This is a genomic window from Gordonia soli NBRC 108243 (assembly GCF_000334455.1).
Taxonomy (GTDB): Bacteria; Actinomycetota; Actinomycetes; order Mycobacteriales; family Mycobacteriaceae; genus Gordonia; species Gordonia soli.
Window position 1 is genome coordinate 125,551 of record NZ_BANX01000020.1, and the last position, 20,605, is coordinate 146,155.

16 protein-coding genes are annotated in these 20,605 nt (G+C 67.9%); 5 read left to right on the forward strand and 11 right to left on the reverse strand.

Annotation, left to right across the window (positions count from 1 at the left end; translation table 11 throughout):
* Window positions 1–47: 47 nt before the first annotated feature.
* Together GS4_RS14390 and GS4_RS14395 are read right to left on the reverse strand one after the other, a co-directional pair.
* Window positions 48–851, reverse strand: coding sequence for an Fpg/Nei family DNA glycosylase (locus tag GS4_RS14390; RefSeq protein ID WP_007621763.1), 804 nt, complete (start codon window positions 849–851; stop codon window positions 48–50).
* A 16-nt stretch (window positions 852–867) separates the two neighbouring features.
* Window positions 868–1,344 carry a ribose-5-phosphate isomerase gene (locus GS4_RS14395; protein WP_007621766.1) on the reverse strand — a complete coding sequence of 159 codons (477 nt, stop codon included), beginning with the start codon at window positions 1,342–1,344 and terminating at the stop codon, window positions 868–870.
* A gap of 22 nt (window positions 1,345–1,366) precedes the next feature.
* Between GS4_RS14395 and GS4_RS14400 the strand changes: the two genes are divergently transcribed.
* Entirely contained in the window at window positions 1,367–2,380 is a 1,014-nt protein-coding gene (locus GS4_RS14400) for a M48 family metallopeptidase (protein ID WP_007621768.1), read from the forward strand.
* 114 nt (window positions 2,381–2,494) lie between these two features.
* Here the strand turns inward: GS4_RS14400 and GS4_RS14405 are convergent, their stop codons facing one another.
* Window positions 2,495–3,103, reverse strand: a complete 609-nt coding sequence (locus GS4_RS14405; protein ID WP_007621769.1) for a mycothiol-dependent nitroreductase Rv2466c family protein — start codon at window positions 3,101–3,103, stop codon at window positions 2,495–2,497.
* 216 nt (window positions 3,104–3,319) lie between these two features.
* On the opposite strand from GS4_RS14405, the gene pepN reads away from it, so the two are divergent.
* Window positions 3,320–5,908, forward strand: coding sequence for an aminopeptidase N (pepN, locus tag GS4_RS14410; RefSeq protein WP_040510601.1), 2,589 nt, complete (start codon window positions 3,320–3,322; stop codon window positions 5,906–5,908).
* A 28-nt stretch (window positions 5,909–5,936) separates the two neighbouring features.
* Here pepN and GS4_RS14415 read toward each other — a convergent pair whose 3' ends face one another.
* Together GS4_RS14415 and GS4_RS14420 are read right to left on the reverse strand one after the other, a co-directional pair.
* Window positions 5,937–6,632, reverse strand: a complete 696-nt coding sequence (locus tag GS4_RS14415) for a response regulator (protein ID WP_007621771.1) — start codon at window positions 6,630–6,632, stop codon at window positions 5,937–5,939.
* Window positions 6,629–8,224, reverse strand: coding sequence for a sensor histidine kinase (locus GS4_RS14420; protein WP_007621772.1), 1,596 nt, complete (start codon window positions 8,222–8,224; stop codon window positions 6,629–6,631). The genes GS4_RS14415 and GS4_RS14420 overlap by 4 nt, the downstream gene beginning before the upstream one ends.
* 113 nt (window positions 8,225–8,337) lie before the next feature.
* On the opposite strand from GS4_RS14420, the gene GS4_RS14425 reads away from it, so the two are divergent.
* The gene (locus tag GS4_RS14425; protein WP_007621773.1) at window positions 8,338–9,792 is read left to right on the forward strand and encodes a C4-dicarboxylate transporter DctA; all 1,455 of its coding nucleotides are present in this window, start codon (window positions 8,338–8,340) and stop codon (window positions 9,790–9,792) included.
* A 107-nt stretch (window positions 9,793–9,899) separates the two neighbouring features.
* Here GS4_RS14425 and GS4_RS14430 read toward each other — a convergent pair whose 3' ends face one another.
* From GS4_RS14430 to GS4_RS14440, 3 genes are all read right to left on the reverse strand, one after another.
* Window positions 9,900–10,418: a DUF5130 domain-containing protein gene (locus GS4_RS14430; protein ID WP_007621774.1), complete on the reverse strand. Its 519-nt coding sequence runs from the start codon at window positions 10,416–10,418 to the stop codon at window positions 9,900–9,902.
* Complete coding sequence (ctaJ, locus tag GS4_RS14435; protein WP_007621775.1) at window positions 10,405–10,653, reverse strand: aa3-type cytochrome oxidase subunit CtaJ; 249 nt, start codon at window positions 10,651–10,653, stop codon at window positions 10,405–10,407. The genes GS4_RS14430 and ctaJ overlap by 14 nt, the downstream gene beginning before the upstream one ends.
* Before the next feature lie 195 nt (window positions 10,654–10,848).
* On the reverse strand, window positions 10,849–11,457 hold the full coding sequence (locus GS4_RS14440; protein ID WP_007621776.1) for an HNH endonuclease: 609 nt from the start codon (window positions 11,455–11,457) through the stop codon (window positions 10,849–10,851).
* 168 nt (window positions 11,458–11,625) lie between these two features.
* Here GS4_RS14440 and GS4_RS14445 point away from each other — a divergent pair, with 168 nt between their 5' ends.
* Complete coding sequence (locus GS4_RS14445) at window positions 11,626–12,060, forward strand: globin (protein ID WP_007621777.1); 435 nt, start codon at window positions 11,626–11,628, stop codon at window positions 12,058–12,060.
* Between the two features lie 532 nt (window positions 12,061–12,592).
* A complete protein-coding gene (locus GS4_RS14450; protein ID WP_007621778.1) occupies window positions 12,593–14,386 on the forward strand; it encodes a glycoside hydrolase family 13 protein in 1,794 nt (597 codons plus the stop codon).
* 25 nt (window positions 14,387–14,411) lie between these two features.
* On the opposite strand, the gene GS4_RS14455 is transcribed toward GS4_RS14450, so the two are convergent.
* The 3 genes from GS4_RS14455 to GS4_RS14465 are packed head-to-tail and all read right to left on the reverse strand — an operon-like array spanning window position 14,412 to window position 20,587.
* Entirely contained in the window at window positions 14,412–15,125 is a 714-nt protein-coding gene (locus GS4_RS14455) for a DUF8010 domain-containing protein (RefSeq protein WP_007621779.1), read from the reverse strand.
* Between the two features lies 1 nt (window position 15,126).
* Window positions 15,127–15,591: an acyl-CoA thioesterase gene (locus tag GS4_RS14460; RefSeq protein WP_007621780.1), complete on the reverse strand. Its 465-nt coding sequence runs from the start codon at window positions 15,589–15,591 to the stop codon at window positions 15,127–15,129.
* 49 nt (window positions 15,592–15,640) lie between these two features.
* The gene (locus GS4_RS14465) at window positions 15,641–20,587 is read right to left on the reverse strand and encodes an NAD-glutamate dehydrogenase (RefSeq protein WP_007621786.1); all 4,947 of its coding nucleotides are present in this window, start codon (window positions 20,585–20,587) and stop codon (window positions 15,641–15,643) included.
* Window positions 20,588–20,605 lie beyond the last annotated feature (18 nt).

Consider the following 20,605-nt stretch of genomic DNA (forward strand, 5'->3'; position numbering starts at 1 on the left):
GCTTGGTCGCCACTGGTACGGTCGGCGGCCCGGGGCGGGACGGCCGCTCAGGTCTGGCAGACCGGGCACCAGTAGAGGTTGCGGCCTTCGAGGTCGGCCTGCCGGACCGTGGTCCCGCAGGTCCGGCACTCGTCACCGGCCCGGCGGTACACGTAGGTGCGGGGACGGTCGCGGGCATAGGAGCCGGGTCCGTGGTCGTCCTCGGGCCGGATGACGTGGATTCGGCCGCGGCGTACACCTATTCGCATCAGGGCGACCAGATCCGCCCACACCTCGTCGAACTCGTCGCGCGTCATCCGATCGCCGCGTCGATACGGATCGATACCGGCCCGGAACAGCACCTCGGCCCGGTACACGTTGCCGACACCTGCGATGACCTTCTGGTCCATCAGCAGCGACCCGATCGGTCGTTTCGACCGCGAGATGGCCTTCCAGGCGACGTCGGGATCGGCGTCGCGACGGAGTGGATCGGGTCCGAGCCGGGAGACGAGCGCCTCGAGATCAGCCGGGGTGAAGATCTCACACGCGGTCGGACCGCGCAGGTCCACCCCGGCGTCGGTTCCTTCGATACGCATCCGCACCTGACCGACGGGGGCCGGCATCGGCATCGGCACCTCGGTGAACGCCCCGTAGAGACCGAGATGCACATGGACGATCCGCTCGGACCGTGCCGGTCCGTATCGGTGGACGAGGTGCTTGCCCCACGCCTCTGCCGTGCGGAGCACCAGGCCGTCGATCTCGGCGGCGCCGTCGGCGAATCGGCCTTGAGGGCTGCTGACCCGCACCGTCTCGCCGCCGAAGATCCGCTGGTGTCGGCGGGCGAGCCGGTGGAGGGTATGCCCTTCGGGCACTGCTACGACCTACCGGTCAGGCCTGTTCCGGCAGTGCCGGGGCATCGCCGGTGCGCTCGTACTCGGCCAGGATGTCGATACGGCGCTGGTGACGGGCCTCGTCGGACCACGGCGTGGTGACAAAGGCATCGACGATCGCGAACGCTTCTTCGGGAGTGTGCATCCGGCCCCCGATGCCGATGAGCTGCGCGTTGTTGTGCTGACGAGCGAGCTGGGCGGTCTCGACGCTCCAGGCGAGGGCGCACCGCGCCCCGGGCACCTTGTTGGCGGCGATCTGCTCGCCGTTGCCGCTGCCGCCGAGCACGATCCCGAGGCTTCCGGGGTCGGCGACGGTGCGGCGAGCGGCCTCGATGCAGAAGGCCGGGTAGTCGTCGGCTGCGTCGTAGACGTGCGCCCCGACATCGACGACATCGTGGCCACCGGCCTTGAGGTGGTCGGCGATCTGGTTCTTCAATTCGAATCCGGCATGGTCGGCACCGAGGTAGACACGCATGGCGCCACTATAGATTGGACGCGTGGACGCCCGATCGCCGATACCGAATGTGCCCGGGGTCGCGGACCCGACCGGCCCCGCCCCCGACCAGCATGACGCCGTGGCCGGCCGTCACTGGCTGACGCCGGCACGGTTCGCCCAGGACCCCCATCGACACCCGTGGGAGATCCCCCTGTTGATCCTGGTCATCGCGATCACGGTGTTCGGGTACGTCGTGGTCATCGCGCTGGTCGCGTTCGGCGGTCTCAACCAGTTGTTCCTGGGGGTCCTGTTCGGGCCGCTGCTACTGCTGTTCATCCGCGGTGTCACGTACGCGACTCCGCGGACCAGTGGCGTACAGATGACGCCGAGTCAGTTCCCGGCCGGTCATCGGATGGTCGTCGAGGCGGCCGCGCGGTACGGACTCGAGTACGTCCCCGACGCCTACGTGGTGCTCGGCAACGGCCAGATCAACGCCTTCGCCTCCGGACACGGGTTCCGGCGGTACGTGGTCGTCTACTCGGATCTGTTCGAGATCGGTGGCGAGGCACGCGATCCCGACGCGCTGAGGTTCATCATCTCGCACGAGATCGGCCACATCGCCGCAGGTCACACGTCCTACTGGCGGCAACTCACCACGACGGTCGGGATGTACGTACCGCTCCTCGGCTCGGCATTGTCGCGGTCTCAGGAGTACACCGCCGACAACTTCGGCTACTACTCCCAGCCGTCGGGTTCGAGGGGCGCGATCGGGGTGTTGTCCGCCGGCAAGTACATGCTGTCGGCGATCGATTTCGATCAGTTCGCCGACCGCGCCACGCATGAGCGGGGCTTCTTCGTCTTCGTCGTCAACGCGCTGGCGACCCACCCCGTCCTGACGTGGCGGGCGGCAGCCCTGCGTGACCGCACCCGCGCGGGCGCGATGTTCCTGCGTCCCAAGCAGATCGTGCGCGGAGTCGGCAGCGGCAACGTGGTACCTATTCCGCCGCCACCGCATCCGGTCACCACCGCCCAGGGCAGCCTGCCGAACGGACTGGAGATGCCTCCCAAGTTCTGACGGCGCGCTCGACCATCCGGCGTCCGGGCGCCTCTCGACGGTCACCGCTGCCCGACGATGTCGGCCGCCCGGCGGTTCCGGGCGGCCGACGATCACCATCTCTTCGGTTGCAGGTCAGTCGAACTGCGGATCCTCGTTGCGACTGCGCTTGAGCTCGAAGAAGTGCGGGTACGACGACAACGCGACCGCACCGTCCCACACGGTTCCCGCCGTCTCGCCGCGCGGGATGCGAGACAGCACCGGACCGAAGAAGGCGACACCGTTGACGTGGATCGTCGGCGTGCCGACGTCGTCACCGACCTTGTCCATGCCCTCGTGATGACTCTTCCGGATCGCCTCGTCGAACTCCTCGGAGTCGGCTGCTGCCGCCAGTGACGGATCGAGATCCAGCTCGGCGAGTGACTCGCTGATCACCTGGTCGAGATCTTTGATGCCCTGGTTGTGGATACGCGTCCCGAACGCCGCATAGAGCGGGGCCAGGATCTCGTCACCCTTCGCAGCGGCTGCGGCGGCGATCACCCGGACCGGACGCCACGCCTGGGCCAGACCCTTGCGGTAGTCCTCGGGGATGTCTTTGCCCTCGTTGAGCACCGCGAGGCTCATGATGTGGAAGTTGACGTCGATGTCCCGGACCTGCTCGGCCTCCAGGATCCAGCGCGACGTGATCCAACACCAGGGGCACAGCGGGTCGAACCAGAAGTCCACGCGATCTCGTCGGGCCATCTCAACTGTCCTCTCGTCGGGGCCACGCGGCTGTGTGTTCGCCGGCCGCGCGATGGTCTGTTCGTCACCGTACCGCCGGACGACGGCGATGCGGTCCGCTGAGTACAACCGGCCGATGCCGCGGACATTCCCGCCGACGCCGAAGTGGATAAGCTGGCGCCGGACACCCGCCGATCGGCGGACACCATGGCAAACGAGAGGCGGGAAGACGCGACCGTGACTGCTCCCAATCTGACCCGAGACCAGGCCCGCGAACGTGCAGCCCTCATCGACGTCGAGTCCTACGTCATCGACCTGGACCTCACCGACGGAGCAGGCCACCCGGGGACCGACACCTTCCGATCGACCACGACGATCACCTTCACCGCCACCGCCGGGTCGCAGACTTTCGTCGACCTCGTCGCTCCGCGCGTGCATTCGGCAACCCTCAACGGAACCGAACTCGATGTCTCGACCTTCGACGAGTCGGTCGGTATCCCACTCCCCGACCTCGCCGAGCGCAACGAGCTCACGGTCGTCGCCGACGCCGCGTACTCGAACACCGGCGAGGGCCTCCACCGCTTCGTCGACCCCACCGACGACGCCGTGTATCTGTACTCGCAGTTCGAGACCGCCGACGCGAAGCGGATGTTCGCGTGCTTCGATCAGCCCGATCTCAAGTCGACCTACACGCTGACCGTCACGGCACCGACCGACTGGAAGGTCATCTCCAACTCGCCGGTCGTCAACGACCTGGCTGCCGAACCCGGTGTGCACCGCTTCCGCGAGACCCCGGTGCTGAGCACCTACCTCGTCGCACTCATCGCCGGGCCGTACGCCGAGTGGACGGACGCCTACACCGACGACCACGGCACCATCCCGCTCGGGATCTATTGCCGCGCATCGTTGGCCGAGCACATGGACGCCGATCGGCTGTTCACCGAGACCAAGCAGGGCTTCGGGTTCTATCACCAGAACTTCGGCGTCCCGTACGCCTTCGGCAAGTACGACCAGCTGTTCGTCCCCGAGTTCAACGCGGGCGCCATGGAGAACGCCGGGGCCGTGACCTTCCTCGAGGACTACGTGTTCCGTTCCCGGGTCACCAAGGCGCAGTACGAGCGTCGGGCCGAGACCGTGCTGCACGAGATGGCCCACATGTGGTTCGGCGACCTCGTCACCATGCAGTGGTGGGATGACCTGTGGCTCAACGAGTCCTTCGCGACCTTCGCCTCGGTCCTCTGCCAGTCCGAGGCCACCGAGTACACGAGCGCGTGGACGACCTTCGCCAACGTCGAGAAGTCATGGGCTTACCGCCAGGACCAGTTGCCGTCGACCCACCCGGTGGCCGCCGACATCCCCGACATCGCCGCTGTCGAGGTGAACTTCGACGGGATCACCTACGCCAAGGGCGCCTCGGTGCTCAAGCAGTTGGTGGCCTACGTCGGCCTCGAGCCCTTCCTGGCCGGTCTGCGCGACTACTTCGCCGCTCACAGCTTCGGCAACGCCACCTTCGGCGATCTCCTGTCGGCACTGGAGAAGGCATCCGGCCGGGATCTGTCCGACTGGGGCGATCAGTGGCTGAAGACCACCGGCATCAACGTGATCCGTCCGCACTTCGAGCTCGCCGAGGACGGCACGTTCACATCGTTCGACATCCTGCAGGACGGCGCTGCCCCCGGGGCCGGGGAGACGCGCGTCCATCGACTCCGCGTGGGTGTCTACGCCGACAACGGTTCGGGCGCCATCGAACTCGCGCACAGCGTGGAGCTCGACATCGAGGGCGAGCGCACCGAGGTGCCGGATCTGGTCGGTGTACACCGTGGCGACATCGTGGTGCTCAACGACGGCGATCTGACCTACGCATCGGTCCGACTCGATCCCGACTCACTGGCCACCGCGACCGCCCGCATCGGCGACATCACCGATCCGCTCCCGCGGACACTCATCTGGTCCGCGGCCTGGGAGATGACCCGTCAGGCCGAACTGCGCGCCCGTGACTTCGTCGAACTCGTCGCGCGCGGGATCGCCGCGGAGGCCGAGATCGGCGTGGTGCAGCGGGTGCTGATGCAGGCCACCACGGCGTTGGACGCCTACGCCGACCCCGAGTGGGCCACGACGACCGGTTGGCCGCAGTTCAGCGCCCGACTACTGGAACTGGCACGCGCGGCCGACGCGGGTTCGGACCATCAGCTCGCGTTCGTCAACACCCTGTTGGCCGGACGTCTCGCGGAGGCGGAGATCGCCGTCGTCACCGCGCTGCACGAGGGCTCCGACCCCGCCGACGTCGGGTTGCCGGGACTCACGGTCGACACCGATCTCCGCTGGAAGTTGGTGACCGCGTTGGCAACTGCGGGCAGCATCGACACCGACCCGTCCTCGACGCCGGTGATCGATGCCGAGGCGCAGCGGGACGCCACCTCCACCGGCGCGCGTATCGCCGCCGCGGCGCGTGCATCACGTCCGCTCCCCGAGGCCAAGGCCGACGCGTGGGCGCAGGCCGTGGACGACGACTCGCTGTCGAACATCTACACCCGCGCGGTGGTGGGGGGATTCGCCCGATCCGGACAGGGACACTTGCTCGATCCGTACCTGCAGAAGTATTTCGATGCGGTGCAGGGTGTCTGGGATCGTCGTTCCAGCGAGGTCGCGCAGACCGTCGTCATCGGTCTCTACCCGAGCTGGGCGATCAGCGAGGAGGGGCTGGCCGCGGCCGACCGTTTCCTCGCCGAGGACCATCCCTCGGCGCTGGCCCGACTGATCTCCGAGGGACGCGACTCGGTCGCGCGTTCCCTCCGGGCGCGGACGTTCGACGCTTCCGAGAGCTGACGCGGATTCCCTCAGGCGCGGGGACGATTCAGCGTCTCCGCCATCGGTAACGCACCTGCGGCCGGCCGGCCGAACCGTATTCGGTCGTCCGGTCGAGGGTGCCGTCGTCGGCGAGCCGCTCCAGGTATCGCCAGGCCGTCACACGCGAGGTGCCGACCTCGACCGCGACCTCCGATGCGGTACGGCCGGTTGCGCTGTCCCGCACCGCCCGTGCGACGGCGTCCTCCGTCTCGGGTGCGGCCCCTTTCTTGGCCGATCGCCGGATGTCGGCGGTCCGGAGTTCCGCCAGGGCACGATCGACGTCACGTTGACTGACCGCGTCGGTGCCCGCCGGTAACGCGTCCCGGTACCGCAGGTACTGCTCGATCTTCTCGCGGAAGGCCGCATAGGTGAACGGTTTGATCAGGTAGAGCAGGACGCCGCGGGACATCGCGCTGCGCACGGTCGCCAGATCCCGTTGCGCGGTGATCGCGATGATGTCGGGGTCGGGTCGTGTCCCGGAGAGAGCCGACGCGAGGTCGACACCGCGGGCGTCGGGCAGTCCGAGGTCGAGCAGGACCAGATCGACGGGATCGTCGCCCGCAGCGGCGGTCGTGACGACGCGCAGGGCCTCCTGCGCGGTACCCACGGCATCGACGACCTCGAATCCCCCGACGCGCTCGAGATAGGCCCGGTGGGCCTCGGCGATCAGCGGCTCGTCCTCGACGATCAGTACCCGGATCACCGTGGACTCCCCTGTCTGGTGTCCGGCGCCGGAACGGTCACCGTGATCACCGAGCCGTAGCTGTTCTCGGCGGTCAGGGTACCGCCGTGGCGTGCGACCACCTGCGCCACCAGGGCGAGCCCCAGCCCTCGCCCCGACCGGTCGCCGCCTCCTTTCGTCGACCACCCCCGCTCGAGGGCGCGGGTGAACAGTTCGCGGTCCATTCCTGGGCCACTGTCGGCCACCACGATCCGCAGCTCGCCAGGATGGCCGACCACGGTCACCTCGACCCAGGGGTCGGTCGGATCGCATGCGTCCATGGCGTTGTCGATCAGATTGCCCACCACCGTGATCACCTCCCCCGGTGTGAGCCCGTGCGTGGCGGCATCGTTCATCTGCGAGTCCTCGGTGAGGCTCAGCGAGACGCCCCGTTCCACCGCCTGCGCCGTCTTGCCGAGCAGCAGTGCCACCAGCGTTGGCTCCGACACCGCCTGCGTCATCCGGTCGACCAGATGCTGCGACAGTTCGAGTTCCGTGGTGGCGAGGCGGACCGCGTCGTCGCCGCGGCCCATCTCCACCAGTCCGACGATGGTGTGCAGGCGATTGGCGGTCTCGTGCGCCTGCGAGCGCAAGGTCTCGGCGAAGCGCGTCATGGAGTCGAGTTCGCCCATCGCTGCCGAGAGTTCGGTCCGGTCGCGGATGGTCACCACCGCCGACCGCGGCCGGTCCGGCACCGGTGATCGGTTGACCACGAGGATGCGGCCGTGCACGGCGTACAGGGTGTCGTCGATCGTGTCCGATCCGTCGGTCACGAACTCGGGAAGCGCGGCGTGGTCGGTGCGCCGATCGTCGTCGCTCGACCGGTCGGATGCGTCCAGGGCCAACAGGCGACGGGCTTCGTCGTTGATCATCACCGCCCGACCGGCCTCGGTCACGATGAGCCCCTCGCGGACGGCATGCAGCACGGCGTCGTGGTGTTCGTACATCACCCGTAACTCGTCCGGCGCCAAGCCACCGGTCTGGCGGATCAGACGACGTCGGAGGAACCAGAGACCCAGCAACGCCGTGCCCAGCGCCGCCGCCGCGATCGCGGCGATGAGCGGCAGCTGTGACCACCATCCATCGGAAAGTGATCGCTGTGTGATCCCGGCGGCCACCAACCCGACCACGCGACCGTCGGCCGCCCGCACCGGGGCCACCGTCCGGATCGAGGGTCCCAGGGTGCCGGTGTAGGTCTCGGTGAACACCTGGCCGCGCAACGCGGTGTCGACGTTGCCGATGTAGGGCTTGCCGATGAGAGTCGGGTCGGTGTGGGTGAAGCGAGTGCGGTCCGGCGCCATGATCGTGATGAAGGCGATGCCGGTGGTCGCCCGGACCTGCTCGGTCACCGGCTGCAGCACGGCCGCCGGATCGGGCGACGTCACGGCGGCGATGGTGGAAGGCGCGTCGGCCAGGCTCACCGCCACCGCGGTCACCTCGTTCCTGGCCGCACGATCGCCGTCGACGCGCGCGTCGACGGCCGCGAGCACGCTGCCCGCCACCACGATCGCGGCCACCACGGTCAACGCCAGAGCCACCGCCTGGCCGGCCAGCGTGCGCGGCACCGGACGCATCCGTGCTCCTCTCCCACGCCTCTGAACGAAATGAACTCAACCGTGACCCAGGTCACTAGTGTCGTCCACAATCCCTATCACCGCCTCCATGGCACACGACGAGAGGATGCTCGATGAACTTCCGACATCGGTCCGGCGACGAAACGTCTGCAGACGCGTCGTCGACGGACGGATCGACCGCCGCGACCCCTGATCGCCCGACGCCCGACGGCTCGTCGACCGACGACACTCGGAGGCGTCGGGACCGCACGCACTGGCTCTACATCGCGGTCATCGTGGCCGTCGTCGCCGGCGTGATCGTCGGCCTCGTCGCACCCGGCGTCGGCAAGGATCTCGCCGTGCTCGGCACCATGTTCATCAGCCTGATCAAGATGATGATCGCCCCGGTCATCTTCTGCACGATCGTGCTCGGCATCGGATCGGTCCGCAAGGCCGCGACCGTCGGCAAGGTGGGTGGCCTCGCCTTCGTCTACTTCTTGGTGATGTCGACGGTCGCCCTCGCGATCGGTCTGGTCGTCGGCAACGTGATCAAACCCGGTGACGGACTGAACATCACGTCGACTGCCGGTAAGGGCGCCGCGCTCGCCGACGAGGCCCACGAGGCCGGCGGCACACTCGACTTCATCCAGGGCATCATCCCGACATCGCTGGTGTCAGCGCTGACCGAGGGCAGTGTTCTGCAGGCTCTCTTCGTCGCGCTGCTGGTCGGCTTCGCGATCCAGGCGATGGGACGCACGGGAGAGCCGATCCTGACCGCGGTCTCGTACTTTCAGAAGCTGGTCTTCAAGATCCTCGCGATGGTGCTCTGGGTTGCGCCGATCGGTGCCTTCGGCGCGATCGCGAACGTCGTCGGTCAGACGGGATGGGCTGCGGTCCAACAGTTGCTGACGTTGATGCTGGCCTTCTACCTCACCTGCCTGGTGTTCGTCTTCGGCGTCCTCGGGGTGCTGCTGCGGACCATCGCCGGCGTCTCGATCTTCCGCCTGGTCCGCTACCTCGCTCGGGAGTACCTGCTGATCTTCGCGACGTCGTCGTCGGAGTCCGCGCTGCCCCGCCTCATCGCGAAGATGGAGCACCTGGGCGTGGAGAAGACGACGGTCGGCGTCGTCGTGCCGACGGGCTACTCGTTCAACCTCGACGGCACCGCCATCTACCTGACGATGGCGTCCATCTTCATCGCCGACGCCATGGGCGACCCGTTGTCGATCCCCGAGCAGATCGGTCTCCTCGCGTTCATGATCATCGCGTCCAAGGGCGCGGCAGGTGTGAGTGGTGCCGGTCTGGCGACTCTGGCCGGCGGTCTCCAGGCACACCGTCCGGAGATGCTCGACGGCGTCGGGTTGATCGTGGGCATCGACCGATTCATGTCGGAAGCCCGTGCGGTGACCAACTTCTCGGGCAACGCCGTGGCCACGCTGCTGGTCGGCTCCTGGACGCACACCGTCGACAACGGTCGTGTCGAGAAGGTCCTCTCGGGTGACGAGCCGTTCAACGAACAGGACATGGTCGACGACTCGGCGGTCGACGACCCGGCGACCGTCCGCGATCGCAGCCTCGCGTCGCACTGATCGACCCACAGCACGACGCCCGCACACCGAAAGGGTGTGCGGGCGTCGTGTCGTCGAGCAGGGAGCGGTCGCTCGAGGGCCGCGGATCGCTCGGATGAGCAGCGGGCCTACGTCCGAGCGGCCGCGGTGGAGACCACCCGCAGCGCGGCGATGAGGCCGTCGATGAGGTCGTCCTGGCGGAAGCTGGTCACCGCGGCGGTCACGCCGAGTTGGGCCACGCGGTCGTTGACGCGGTCGGCCACCGCCGACCCCGAGACGACCACGATGTCGCGGGTGTTGGGCGACACCGCGATCAGAGCCGCGTGCGCGGGCTCCGGAGCCTTGGCCAGGATCGCGCGGGCATCGGCGACGGCGTCGGTGCCGAGCTCACCGATGTAGACCGAGAAGCGGACGAGCGCCTTCTCGCTGGCCTCCTTCAGCGCATCGTCGAGCCCGATGAGCTCTTCGCGCGTGAACGGCGGCGTCGACGGGGCCTGCTCCGGATACCGTGCAGCCGACACACGGCCACTGTTGGTGATCACGGTGCCGACCGGGAGATCGGCGGGCGCGCTCGCGCGGCTGGGGGTCACGTTGTGACCGTGGGCCTCCGCGGCGGCGTCGGACTGGGTCACCTCACCACTTGCCACTGGCGGAGCCTCCTTCGACATCGGTCGGGGCGAAATGATGCCCGACTGTCATCGGCACGATCTCGGTGGCGCTGAACAGCAGCGGACCCGAGTCCCACTGCTGATCGAGGGTGTAGCGACCCGGCTTCGGGTACTTCACGCCCCAGGCGAAGGCCATCGCGACGACACAGGCCACCACGGAGATCACCGTGAGGATCGTGACCGGCACGCCGATGGCGACGATCAGGCTGTCCATGTCACCCTTTCGATCGGACTGCTACTCAGGCTGCGCGACCGGCCGCAGACGCACTCGGCGACGCTGGTCGTGAGAACAATCTAGCCCACCGACACGCCCCCGGAGTAGCCGGGACCTACAGCGCGTCGTAGACGCGTAGGAGACGTCGGGACATGCCCGACCCCGGCTCACTGCGGGTCGCGCGAGCGGTCGTGCTCAGGCGGCGTCGATGTACTGGGCCCACGACGGGTCGATCTCCTTGACCGTCGCCAGCAACCGCCAATGCCGCCCCTTGGGAGGACTCAGTTGAGTACGGAGAGTCCAGCCGAGCTCGCTCAACAGATGGTCGGCCTTGCGATGGTTGCAACTGGCGCAGCATGCGACGCAGTTCTCCCAGCTGTGACCGCCACCGCGACTCCGCGGGATGACGTGGTCGATGGTCGTCGCCTTGCTGCTGCAATAACCGCAGCGGAACCGGTCGCGGTGCATCAGCGCAGCCCTCGTCATCGGCACGACGGCCCGGTACGGCACCTTCACGAAGGTCCGCAGACGGATGACGGACGGCACCGGAAGGGTCGTCGTGGCCGAGTGGACCACCGGGACGGCCGCGTCCGCGTGCACCACGTCGGCCCGTTCGCGGAGGATCAGCACTATCGCCCGACGGATGGAGATGGCGGTCAACGGCTCGTAAGTGGCGTTGAGAAGCAGAACACGGCGGCGTCCCCACAGGACCGGGGTGCGCCCTCCACCCGCGGCGTCGGCGTGGTCGCGGCGGACACAGGGCAACGAGGTCACCGGTGAGTTCTGCTGTGCACTACGCGTCATACTGCCTCCCGCTCGCGGCCGGACGAGGTCAAGTGGATCACGGAATGCCACCGATTGCACGACAATTCTCAGTGTCGCCGCAGGTCATTTGTGTGAACAGCCGGTGGCAGTCCACCACCGCCCGACGTCGACTGCCCTCGGTTGAGACCGACCGGGGATGTCAGGACAATGGAGGTCGTGAGTGTGCCCGCCGGTCCGCAGCCCAACGACCCGACGACGCCGTCGACCTTCTACGACGAGGTCGGCGGTGCGGAGACCTTCCGTCGACTCACCGCTCGGTTCTACGAGGAGGTCGCCCACGACGAGGTGGTCCGCCCGCTGTATCCCGAGGAGGATCTCGGCCCGGCGGAACGTCGGATGCGGATGTTCCTGGAGCAGTACTGGGGCGGTCCGCGCACGTACTCCGACGAACGCGGTCACCCACGCCTGCGGATGAGACACAACCCGTTCCGCATCGGCCCACTCGAGCGGGACGCCTGGTTGCGGTGCATGCACACGGCGATCGCATCCATCGATGAGCAGACGCTCGACGCACCGCACCGCCGTGCACTCGTGGACTACATGGAGATGGCGGCCCAGTCGATGGTCAACTCACCGGTCTGAACGACCGTTCGCCGACGCTCGGCCCGCCTCCACAACACCTGTGTCACAAGTGTCCCGCGAACGGCGTGTCGGTATCCGACGCGCCGATGTGACCTGGATTTCTCGCCGAAAACACAGGTAGGGCACAATGACCACGGTGAGCGACGAGACATCAGATGTTGTCAACGCCGAGCCGGACCCCGACGGCGATGACCAGGCAGTTCTCACACCCGCCGGCGGTACCGACGACGCATCGGACACCGCGACGGCCGGGGGCAAGACGCCAGAGGTCACCGCTGCCGACGATGCACACCACACCGCATCCGCCGACGACGCGCCGAATGGACCGGTGGTCGCCGCGGCAGCGGTCGACGAGGCCGGCGACCACAGCGACTCCGACGACAGCGACGCCCAGGGCGCAGCGGACGAGGTGACCGTCTCCGACGAGGAGGTCGACGTACCGCTGGCCGTCGGCTCCCGCGTCGAGAGCACGCTCCATCCCGCCGACGCTGACCTGGCCGTCACGGACCCCGACGAGAACGTGGCTGCTGCGGTGGCGACAGAGGCCTCGGGCGGCGAGCCCGGCGCGACCGAGCCGGTCGAGCCTGCAGCAGCCGACCCGACCGCGGCCGCTGTGTCCGCGGACGAAGCGGACACCGGTGCGGAGGTCGAGGCCGCATCGGTGTCTGCGGACATCCCGGCACCGGCCGATGCAGGTCAACTCGACCCCGACGACGACGAGTGGTGGCGGTCGGCGATCTTCTACCAGATCTACCCGCGGTCGTTCTCCGACCTCGACGGCGACGGAGTCGGCGAACTCGCCGGCGTCATCGACAAACTCGGGTACCTGGAACTGCTCGGCGTGGACGCCCTCTGGCTGAGCCCGATCATGCGCTCGCCGATGGCCGATCACGGGTATGACGTCTCCGATCCGCGTGACATCGATCCGCTGTTCGGCGACCTGGCGACCTTCGACACATTGATCGCCGAGGCCCACGAGCGCGAGATCCGCGTGACGATGGACCTGGTCCCGAACCACACCTCGGACCAGCACGCCTGGTTCCAGGCGGCTCTGGCCGCGGAGCCGGGTAGTCGTGAGCGGGCGCGCTACATCTTCCGCGATGGTCGGGGAGCCGACGGCGCCGAGCCACCCAACAACTGGACCAGCATCTTCGGCGGTCCCGCGTGGACTCGCGTCACCGAGGCCGATGGTCAGCCCGGCCAGTGGTACCTGCACATCTTCGCCGCCGAGCAGCCCGATCTCGACTGGGAGAACCCCGAGGTCTTCGACGACCTCGCGCGCACGCTGCGGTTCTGGTTGGACCGTGGCGTCGACGGCTTCCGCATCGACGTCGCCCACGGGATGGCCAAGCCCGAGGGCCTGCCGGACATGAACCTCGAAGGCGTCGGACTGCTGGTCAACCGGGACGACGATCCCCGTTTCAACAATCCGGCTGTGCACGAGATCCACCGTCGCATCCGCAAGGTGCTCGACGAGTACCCGGGAGCTGCGAACGTCGGCGAGATCTGGGTCGAGGACAACACCAGGTTCGCCGAATATGTGCGTGCGGACGAGTTGCACCTGGGATTCAACTTCCGGCTCGCCAAGGCCGCATTCGAGCCCGAGGCGATCCGCGCCGCCATCGAGAACTCACTGGACGCGGTGATCTCGGTGCACGGAACACCGACGTGGACTCTGTCCAACCACGACGTCGAGCGTGAGGTCACCCGCTATTCGGGCGCGGTCAGCTCGGTCGAACCGACCTTCTCTGGCATCGCCGACGACGACTCCCTCGAGATCGGCATCCTGCGGGCACGGGCGATGCTGCTCGTCGAGTTGGCGCTGCCCGGCGCGGTATTCCTCTACAACGGAGCCGAACTCGGTCTCCCCAACGTCGATCTGCCGGACGAGGCGCTGCAGGACCCGGTCTGGGAACGCTCGGGGCACACCGAACGCGGACGCGACGGTTGCCGTGTCCCGATCCCGTGGGAGGGCTTCGAGCCGCCGTTCGGTTTCAGCACCAACCCCGACACCTGGCTGCCGATCCCGCCGTCGTGGACCAGGTTCACGGTCGAGGCACAGTTGGAGGACATCGACTCGACTCTGTCGCTCTACCGTCAGGCGATCGAATTCCGGTACGAGCGCGACGAGTTCGCGGGCGACACGGTCGAGTGGTACGGCGCCCCCGACGGTTGCCTGGCGTTCCGACGTTCGGAAGGGCACCTGATCTGCGCCCTCAACACCTCGGACGTATCGGTCGCGCTGCCGCCGGGCGAGGTCCTGCTGACCAGCTACCCGCTGATCGACGGACAGCTCGCGCCGAATTCGGCTGCCTGGTTGGTCTGATCAGGCCCGCAGAGAGGCGAGGTCGTCAGAGCGCGGTCACGTCGAGCGACCGGTGCCGCCGCTGGTACACCGATCCGTACCGCGCGTCCACGCGAATCCAGGTGGCAGACATCCGGATCCGGACCGGTTCATGTTCGTCGATGCGGTCCAGTGCGGACGTCTCGGTGATCTCGTGACCGTCGGTGTCGCGGACGAACCCCATCGCCGTCAGCGCGAACAATGAGCGCAACGAGACCTTCGCATGGTCGTCGGCGCCGGTCTCGTCGGCATCCGGCGCCGCGACGTCCAGGACGCTCTGATCGAGCAGACCGGTCGCCGGACCGTGTCCACTGCCCTCGGTGCGGGCGAGATGCGCTCCCCCACGCGACAACTCGACGACCGTGCGGGCAGGGACGTCATCGAGGTGGGTGAAGCCGGTCGACGGGGGCAGCGCGCCTCGCCACGCGCTGTCCAGGGAGAATCCGGGATCCACGATGGAACCCGGTTCGGCGGCCGACAGTCCGCTCCGCAGCGTCGCGGCGTCGCAGACGATGTCGGTCGGCGCGAGTTCGCCGAAGACCGAACGTGTCGCGAGCACCTCGAACCCGGTGTGCGACCACACACCGATCAGACCGTCGGGCCGTCGGGCGAGTCGGACCACGGCTGTGTCGTCCAGTCGGAGGGCCCGAGCGAGAAAAGCGAGCACATCGGCGCGGTCACCGGGGCCGGTGACCACCAGATGTCGGTCGGGAGAAGTCATCTCACCGCCCGGTACCCGACTCCGGGAGTCGGAACTCCTCCAGGTACCCCTTCTCTTCCGGGGAGAGCCGACGAAGCCGCTGGTTGTCGATGTCGAAGGCCACGAGTTGGGTCGTCGCCACCACCGACGGTCGCGAGGTCGGGTCGGCGCCCGCCGGCCGGACCTCGTATGCGACGACGAAGTCGACCGCACGGAGTCGCTCCACCCGCATGGTGACCTCGATGGGGCCCTCGTCGTGACGCACCTGTTCCTGGTACTTCACGTGGAGATCGGCGACCACGCATCCTTCACGCAACGACGCCGTCGGACGGCCGTCGTAGAACAGCCAGGGAATCCGGGCCTCCTCGAGGAGGGTCACCATCCGCGCATGGTTGATGTGGGCGAACACATCCATGTCCGACCACCGCACGGGCACCTTCACCAGGTAGCCACGTTCGGTCCGGACGCCCTCGTCCTCGTTCAGCATTCGTTCCCCTCACCGTTGCGGGCGCATCGCCGGGTGTCCCCCCGACAGGTCACCGGATGACACTACGCAACTGTCTCGCGGCGACCGACAGTGTGGCGAGGTCGAGCGTGCCCGACTCGTGGATCTCGTCGAGCGTCCCGCGCACCCGGGCCAGGCGAGACGAGTGCGAGCTCTCCCACTCGGCGATCTTCTCTGTCGCCGATTCCTCCGGCTCGCCGTCCTCGAGGATCTTCAGGGTGAGTGCACGCAGCGCACCGTGCATGTCGTCCCGTAGCGCCAGCCGGGCCAACGCATGCCAGCGGTCGCCGTAGTCGAGATCGGACACCGCGGTCAGCAACGGCTCAAGGCCGAAGCGCTCCATCACCGCGAAGTAGAGTTCGCCGACCTCAGCGGCGTCGCGGTCCGCGATCTCGGCGGCGTCGATGATGTCGAAGAGGCAGAAGCGGTGCAGGCTGACCGCCACCTCGTGCGCCAGTTCCGTCGGTGCACCGTGCGCCTCGTACCGTGCGCGGCGGTCGGCCACGTCCCGCGTCGAGGCCTCGCCCAACCAGTCGTCGATCCTCGTCGACAGTGTCGTCACCCGCTGGGTGTAGCGGGTGATCTCCGCGGCCATCGCAAGGGGTTGGGGACGGAAGCCCAGCAGCCACCGCGAGGCCCGGAACATGAGTCTCCGTGCGTAGAGCATCATCTCGTCGACACCGCGCACCGTCGCCGGCGCATGGGTGATCCGATCGAACAGGTCCGGTAGGCCGAAGACCTGGCCCGCGACCACGAATGCGCGCACCCCTTCCTCAGTGGTGGCGCCACTCCCCTCCTGCAGGCGGAACAGATGGGTGGTGCCCGCCCGATCGACGACGTCGTTGACCAGTGTGGTCGCCACGATCTGCCGACGCAGTCGATGCGTCGCGATCCCGCCCGCGAAGCGATCACGCACCGGGACCGGGAAATAGTCCGCCAGTCGGCGATCGAACACGTCGTTGTCCGGGAGATCGCTGGCGAGCAACTCCGACTTCGCCGCGAGTTTCACGTGCGCCATCAGGGTCGCCAACTCCGGTGAGGTGAGCCCTCGGTGCATGTCACCGTCGACGCGCTTGCGGAGTTCGTTCGGCGCGGGCAGAGCCTCGAGTTCGAGATCGACGCCGGAGCGCTCGAGTTCTCGCAGGAGTCGCGCGTGCACCTCGACACGTTCGAGGGCGAAGGTTCGCGAGAAGCCGAGTTCGGAGTTCTGCGAGATGTTGTCGGCCAGAACGAGATCGGCGACCTCATCGGTCATCGACTCCAACAGCGGGGTGCGCTCCGTCTCGGCCAGCTCACTCGCGGAGACAGCCGAGTCGAGCAGGATCTTGATGTTCACCTCGTGGTCGGAGCAGTCGACACCCGCCGAGTTGTCCAGGGCGTCGGTGTTGACCCGACCGCCCGCGAGGTCGAACTCGACCCGACCGCGTTCGGTGACACCGAGGTTTCCGCCCTCGCCGATCACCTTGACCCGCAGCGACTTCCCGTTGACCCGGATGGCGTCGTTCGCCTTGTCCCCGACGTCGGCATCCGATTCGTCGGATGCCTTCACGTAAGTGCCGATGCCGCCGTTCCACAGCAGGTCGACGGGGGCCAGGAGGATCGACCGGATCAGTTCCGGCGGGGCGAGTTCGGTGACTTCGGGTTGGAGTCCGAGCGCGGCCCGGATCTCGGCGCTGATCGGGATCGACTTCTGGTCACGCGGCCAGACGCCGCCACCAGAGCTGATCAGTTCGGTGTCGTAGTCGGCCCACGACGATCGCGGGAGCTCGAACAGTCGCCGTCGCTCGGTGATCGACCGTGCGGCGTCGGGGTCGGGGTCGATGAACACGTGCCGGTGGTCGAAGGCCGCCACCAACCGGATGTGCTCGGACAGCAACATCCCGTTGCCGAACACGTCACCACTCATGTCGCCGACGCCGACGACGGTGAAGTCCTCCGACTGGGTGTCGACACCGATCTCCCGGAAGTGCCGCTTCACCGACTCCCAGGCGCCACGGGCGGTGATCCCCATGGCCTTGTGGTCGTAGCCGGCGGAGCCTCCCGAGGCGAAGGCGTCACCGAGCCAGAAGCCGTAGTCGACCGACACCGCGTTGGCGATGTCGGAGAACGATGCGGTGCCCTTGTCGGCGGCGACCACCAGATAGGTGTCGTCGGCGTCGCGACGCACGACCGAGCGCGCCGGGATCACCGCGCCCGTCTCCCGGTCGATGTTGTCGGTGACGTCGAGGAGTCCCGCAATGAACTGTCGGTAACACGCGATCCCCTCGGCACGGTGCGCATCGCGGTCGGCGGCGACGTCCCCGGTCGGCGTGGGCGGCCGCTTGACGACGAATCCGCCTTTGGCCCCGAGCGGCACGATGACCGCGTTCTTCACCGCCTGCGCCTTCACGAGGCCCAGGATCTCGGTGCGGAAGTCCTCTCGACGATCCGACCAGCGGAGTCCACCGCGCGCGACCTGCCCGAACCGTAGATGAACACCTTCGATGCGCGGTGAGTAGACGAAGATCTCGTGCAGCGGGCGGGGCTGCGGGGTGAGCGGGATCTCGCGCGGTCGCAGCTTGAAGGACATGACCGGTCGGTTCCCGGATCCCTCGGTGCCGTCGACGAAGTAGTTGACCCGCGATGTCGCGGCGATGACGGATGCGAAGGCGGAGACCACGCGGTCGGCATCCAGGCTGATGATCGCGCCGATCTCCTCTCGGACGCTATCCAGTACTGCATCGCGTCGTGCCTCGTCGGCGACTTCGGGGTCGAACGACGCGCGGAACAGTTCGACGAGACCGCGGGTGACCGATCCGTGCGTACCGAGCACGCTCGCGACGTGTCCGGTGCTGTAGGAGAAGCCGCACTGACGCAGGTATCTGCTGTACGCGCGCAACATCGCGGCCGAACGCCAGTCCAGGCCGCATCGGATGACGAGCTCGTTGAACGCGTCGACCTCGGCCTCACCGCCCCAGATCCGACTGAAAGCCTCGGTGAACCGCGTCTCGAGATCGTCGAGAGCCGACTCGTCGACCGACATCCCGTCGGCCAGGGTGACGCCGAAATCGTATGCCCAGCAGGGATCTCCGTCAGCCCTCGTCAGCTGGTACGGGTGCTCTTCGAGCACGTCGAGACCCAGGCTGTGCAGCACCGGGAGCACATCGGTCAGCGTCGCCGACTCGCCGCACAGGTACAGCGTGAAGATCCATTGCGCCCGGCTCGGGACGTCGACTCCGGTGTGGTCGACGATGTGTGCGCGATAGCCGCCGTCGGCGGCCCGGAAGCGCACGGTCACGTCCCCCGGCCCCAGCGGGGCGATGTGGACGAGGTCGGCGAGCGCCGCATCGGGCGTGCGGAGTTCCTTGTATTCGTCGGAGAGCCCGGGCAACAGCCGGAGGATGCCGTCGAGTCCGTTCTCGGGCAGTCCGGTACCGGACTCGCCCCCGGCCCTGGCTAGTTCGCGGACGCGCTCGTCCCAGCTGCGGATCGTCTCGGCCAGGATTCGCTGCAACTCGTCCTGGTGTTCGCCGCCGGTGGCCACCGAGCCCAGCGACCGCGCCGCCGCAGGCTCGACGTGGATCAAGACCTGTAACAGCGCGAGCGGCATCTCGCTGACCCGGGCGGTGTACTCGACGCCCCCGCCACCGACATAGCGCGCCAACTCGTCCTGCAGGGTGAGCCGCGATCGGGTCGTGTAGCGGTCACGCGGCAGGTAGACCAGTGCGGAGGCGGTCTCACCGTCGGCGTCGACGCGCAGGAACACCCGCAACGAGCGCGTCGCCACCGCATCCAGCATCTCGTCGATGCGGCGCGACAACTCTGCTTCGGAGTTCGCGAACATCTCCACGATCGGATAGTTCTGCAGCAGTTCGATCATCGACTGCCCGACGTACGACTTCTCCTCGGCGCCCGAACGGTGCAGGACATCGGCGACCTTGCTGCGCAGGACCGGCACGTCGAGGACGGTCTGGTGCAGACCGGACGAGGTGAAGGTGCCGACGAACCGGTGTTCCCCGATGCGCGAGCCGTCGGCGTCGAAGGCAGGGATCCGGATCAGCGTCGGGTACTCGGAGCGCTGGATGCCGGTGACGAGGTGGACCCGGGAGACCGTCGGCAGCAGGACTGTCTCCGACTGCTGGGGGAACTCGGCGCGGACGTCGTCGGTGCGCCAGACACCCAGTCGCACGTCGGCGTAACCGGCGGCGCCGTTGGTCGCCGCATGGGCCTGCCCCACCGACTGTGCGGACGCCCCGGAGTCGTCGGTCGCCACGCGGGTGTAGCCGAGCGGGAGGAAGTGGTTGCCGGCAAACCAGTGCAGCAGTCGCGAGTACTCATAGCGATCGGTGGCCCCGACGCCGGCGGCCGCCCCGCGTACCGGGTCCGCGCACTCGTCGGCGAGCGTCGCCATCTGATCGCGCATGGCGTCACCATCGCGAGCGACGTCGGCCACCCGCCTAATCACGTCATCGAGCTCGAGCCGTAGCGCGGCGGTGTCGGTGTCGGGCTGGCGGGAGAGGCATACCACGTAGATCCAGGATTCGTCGGTGTGCACCTCGGATCCCAGCGGATCGGCGATCTCGCGGTCGCCGGGAGGTGCCCACCCCCCGACCGACGCCTGGGCGTCGACCGCGGTGAGCGTCCCCACGCGTGACAACTCGCCGTCGGCGCCCCGGACGACGGACAGGATCGGGTGATCGATGCGTGAGACCGACAGTTCGTAGGACTCGACGGTGGCCAGGACGGCCTCCACGAGCAGCGGCATGTCGTCGTTGACAACGACGACCTCGACTCCGCCGGAGCCGGTGGTGATGACATCGAGCGCAGCCTCGCCGGAGGTGCGGGTGGCCGCCACCTCGAGGTGCCGGGTGATGCGGTCGAGGTCCTCGGTGTCGAGGTCGTCTACCCCGACGCTGCCCGCAGGAGCAGGCGTTCGGTTCGGCTGTCCACTGAAGTAATACGGAATCGCTTGCGGAAGAAGCGATGTCACGTCGGTCAACGGTGCTCACCCTATCGC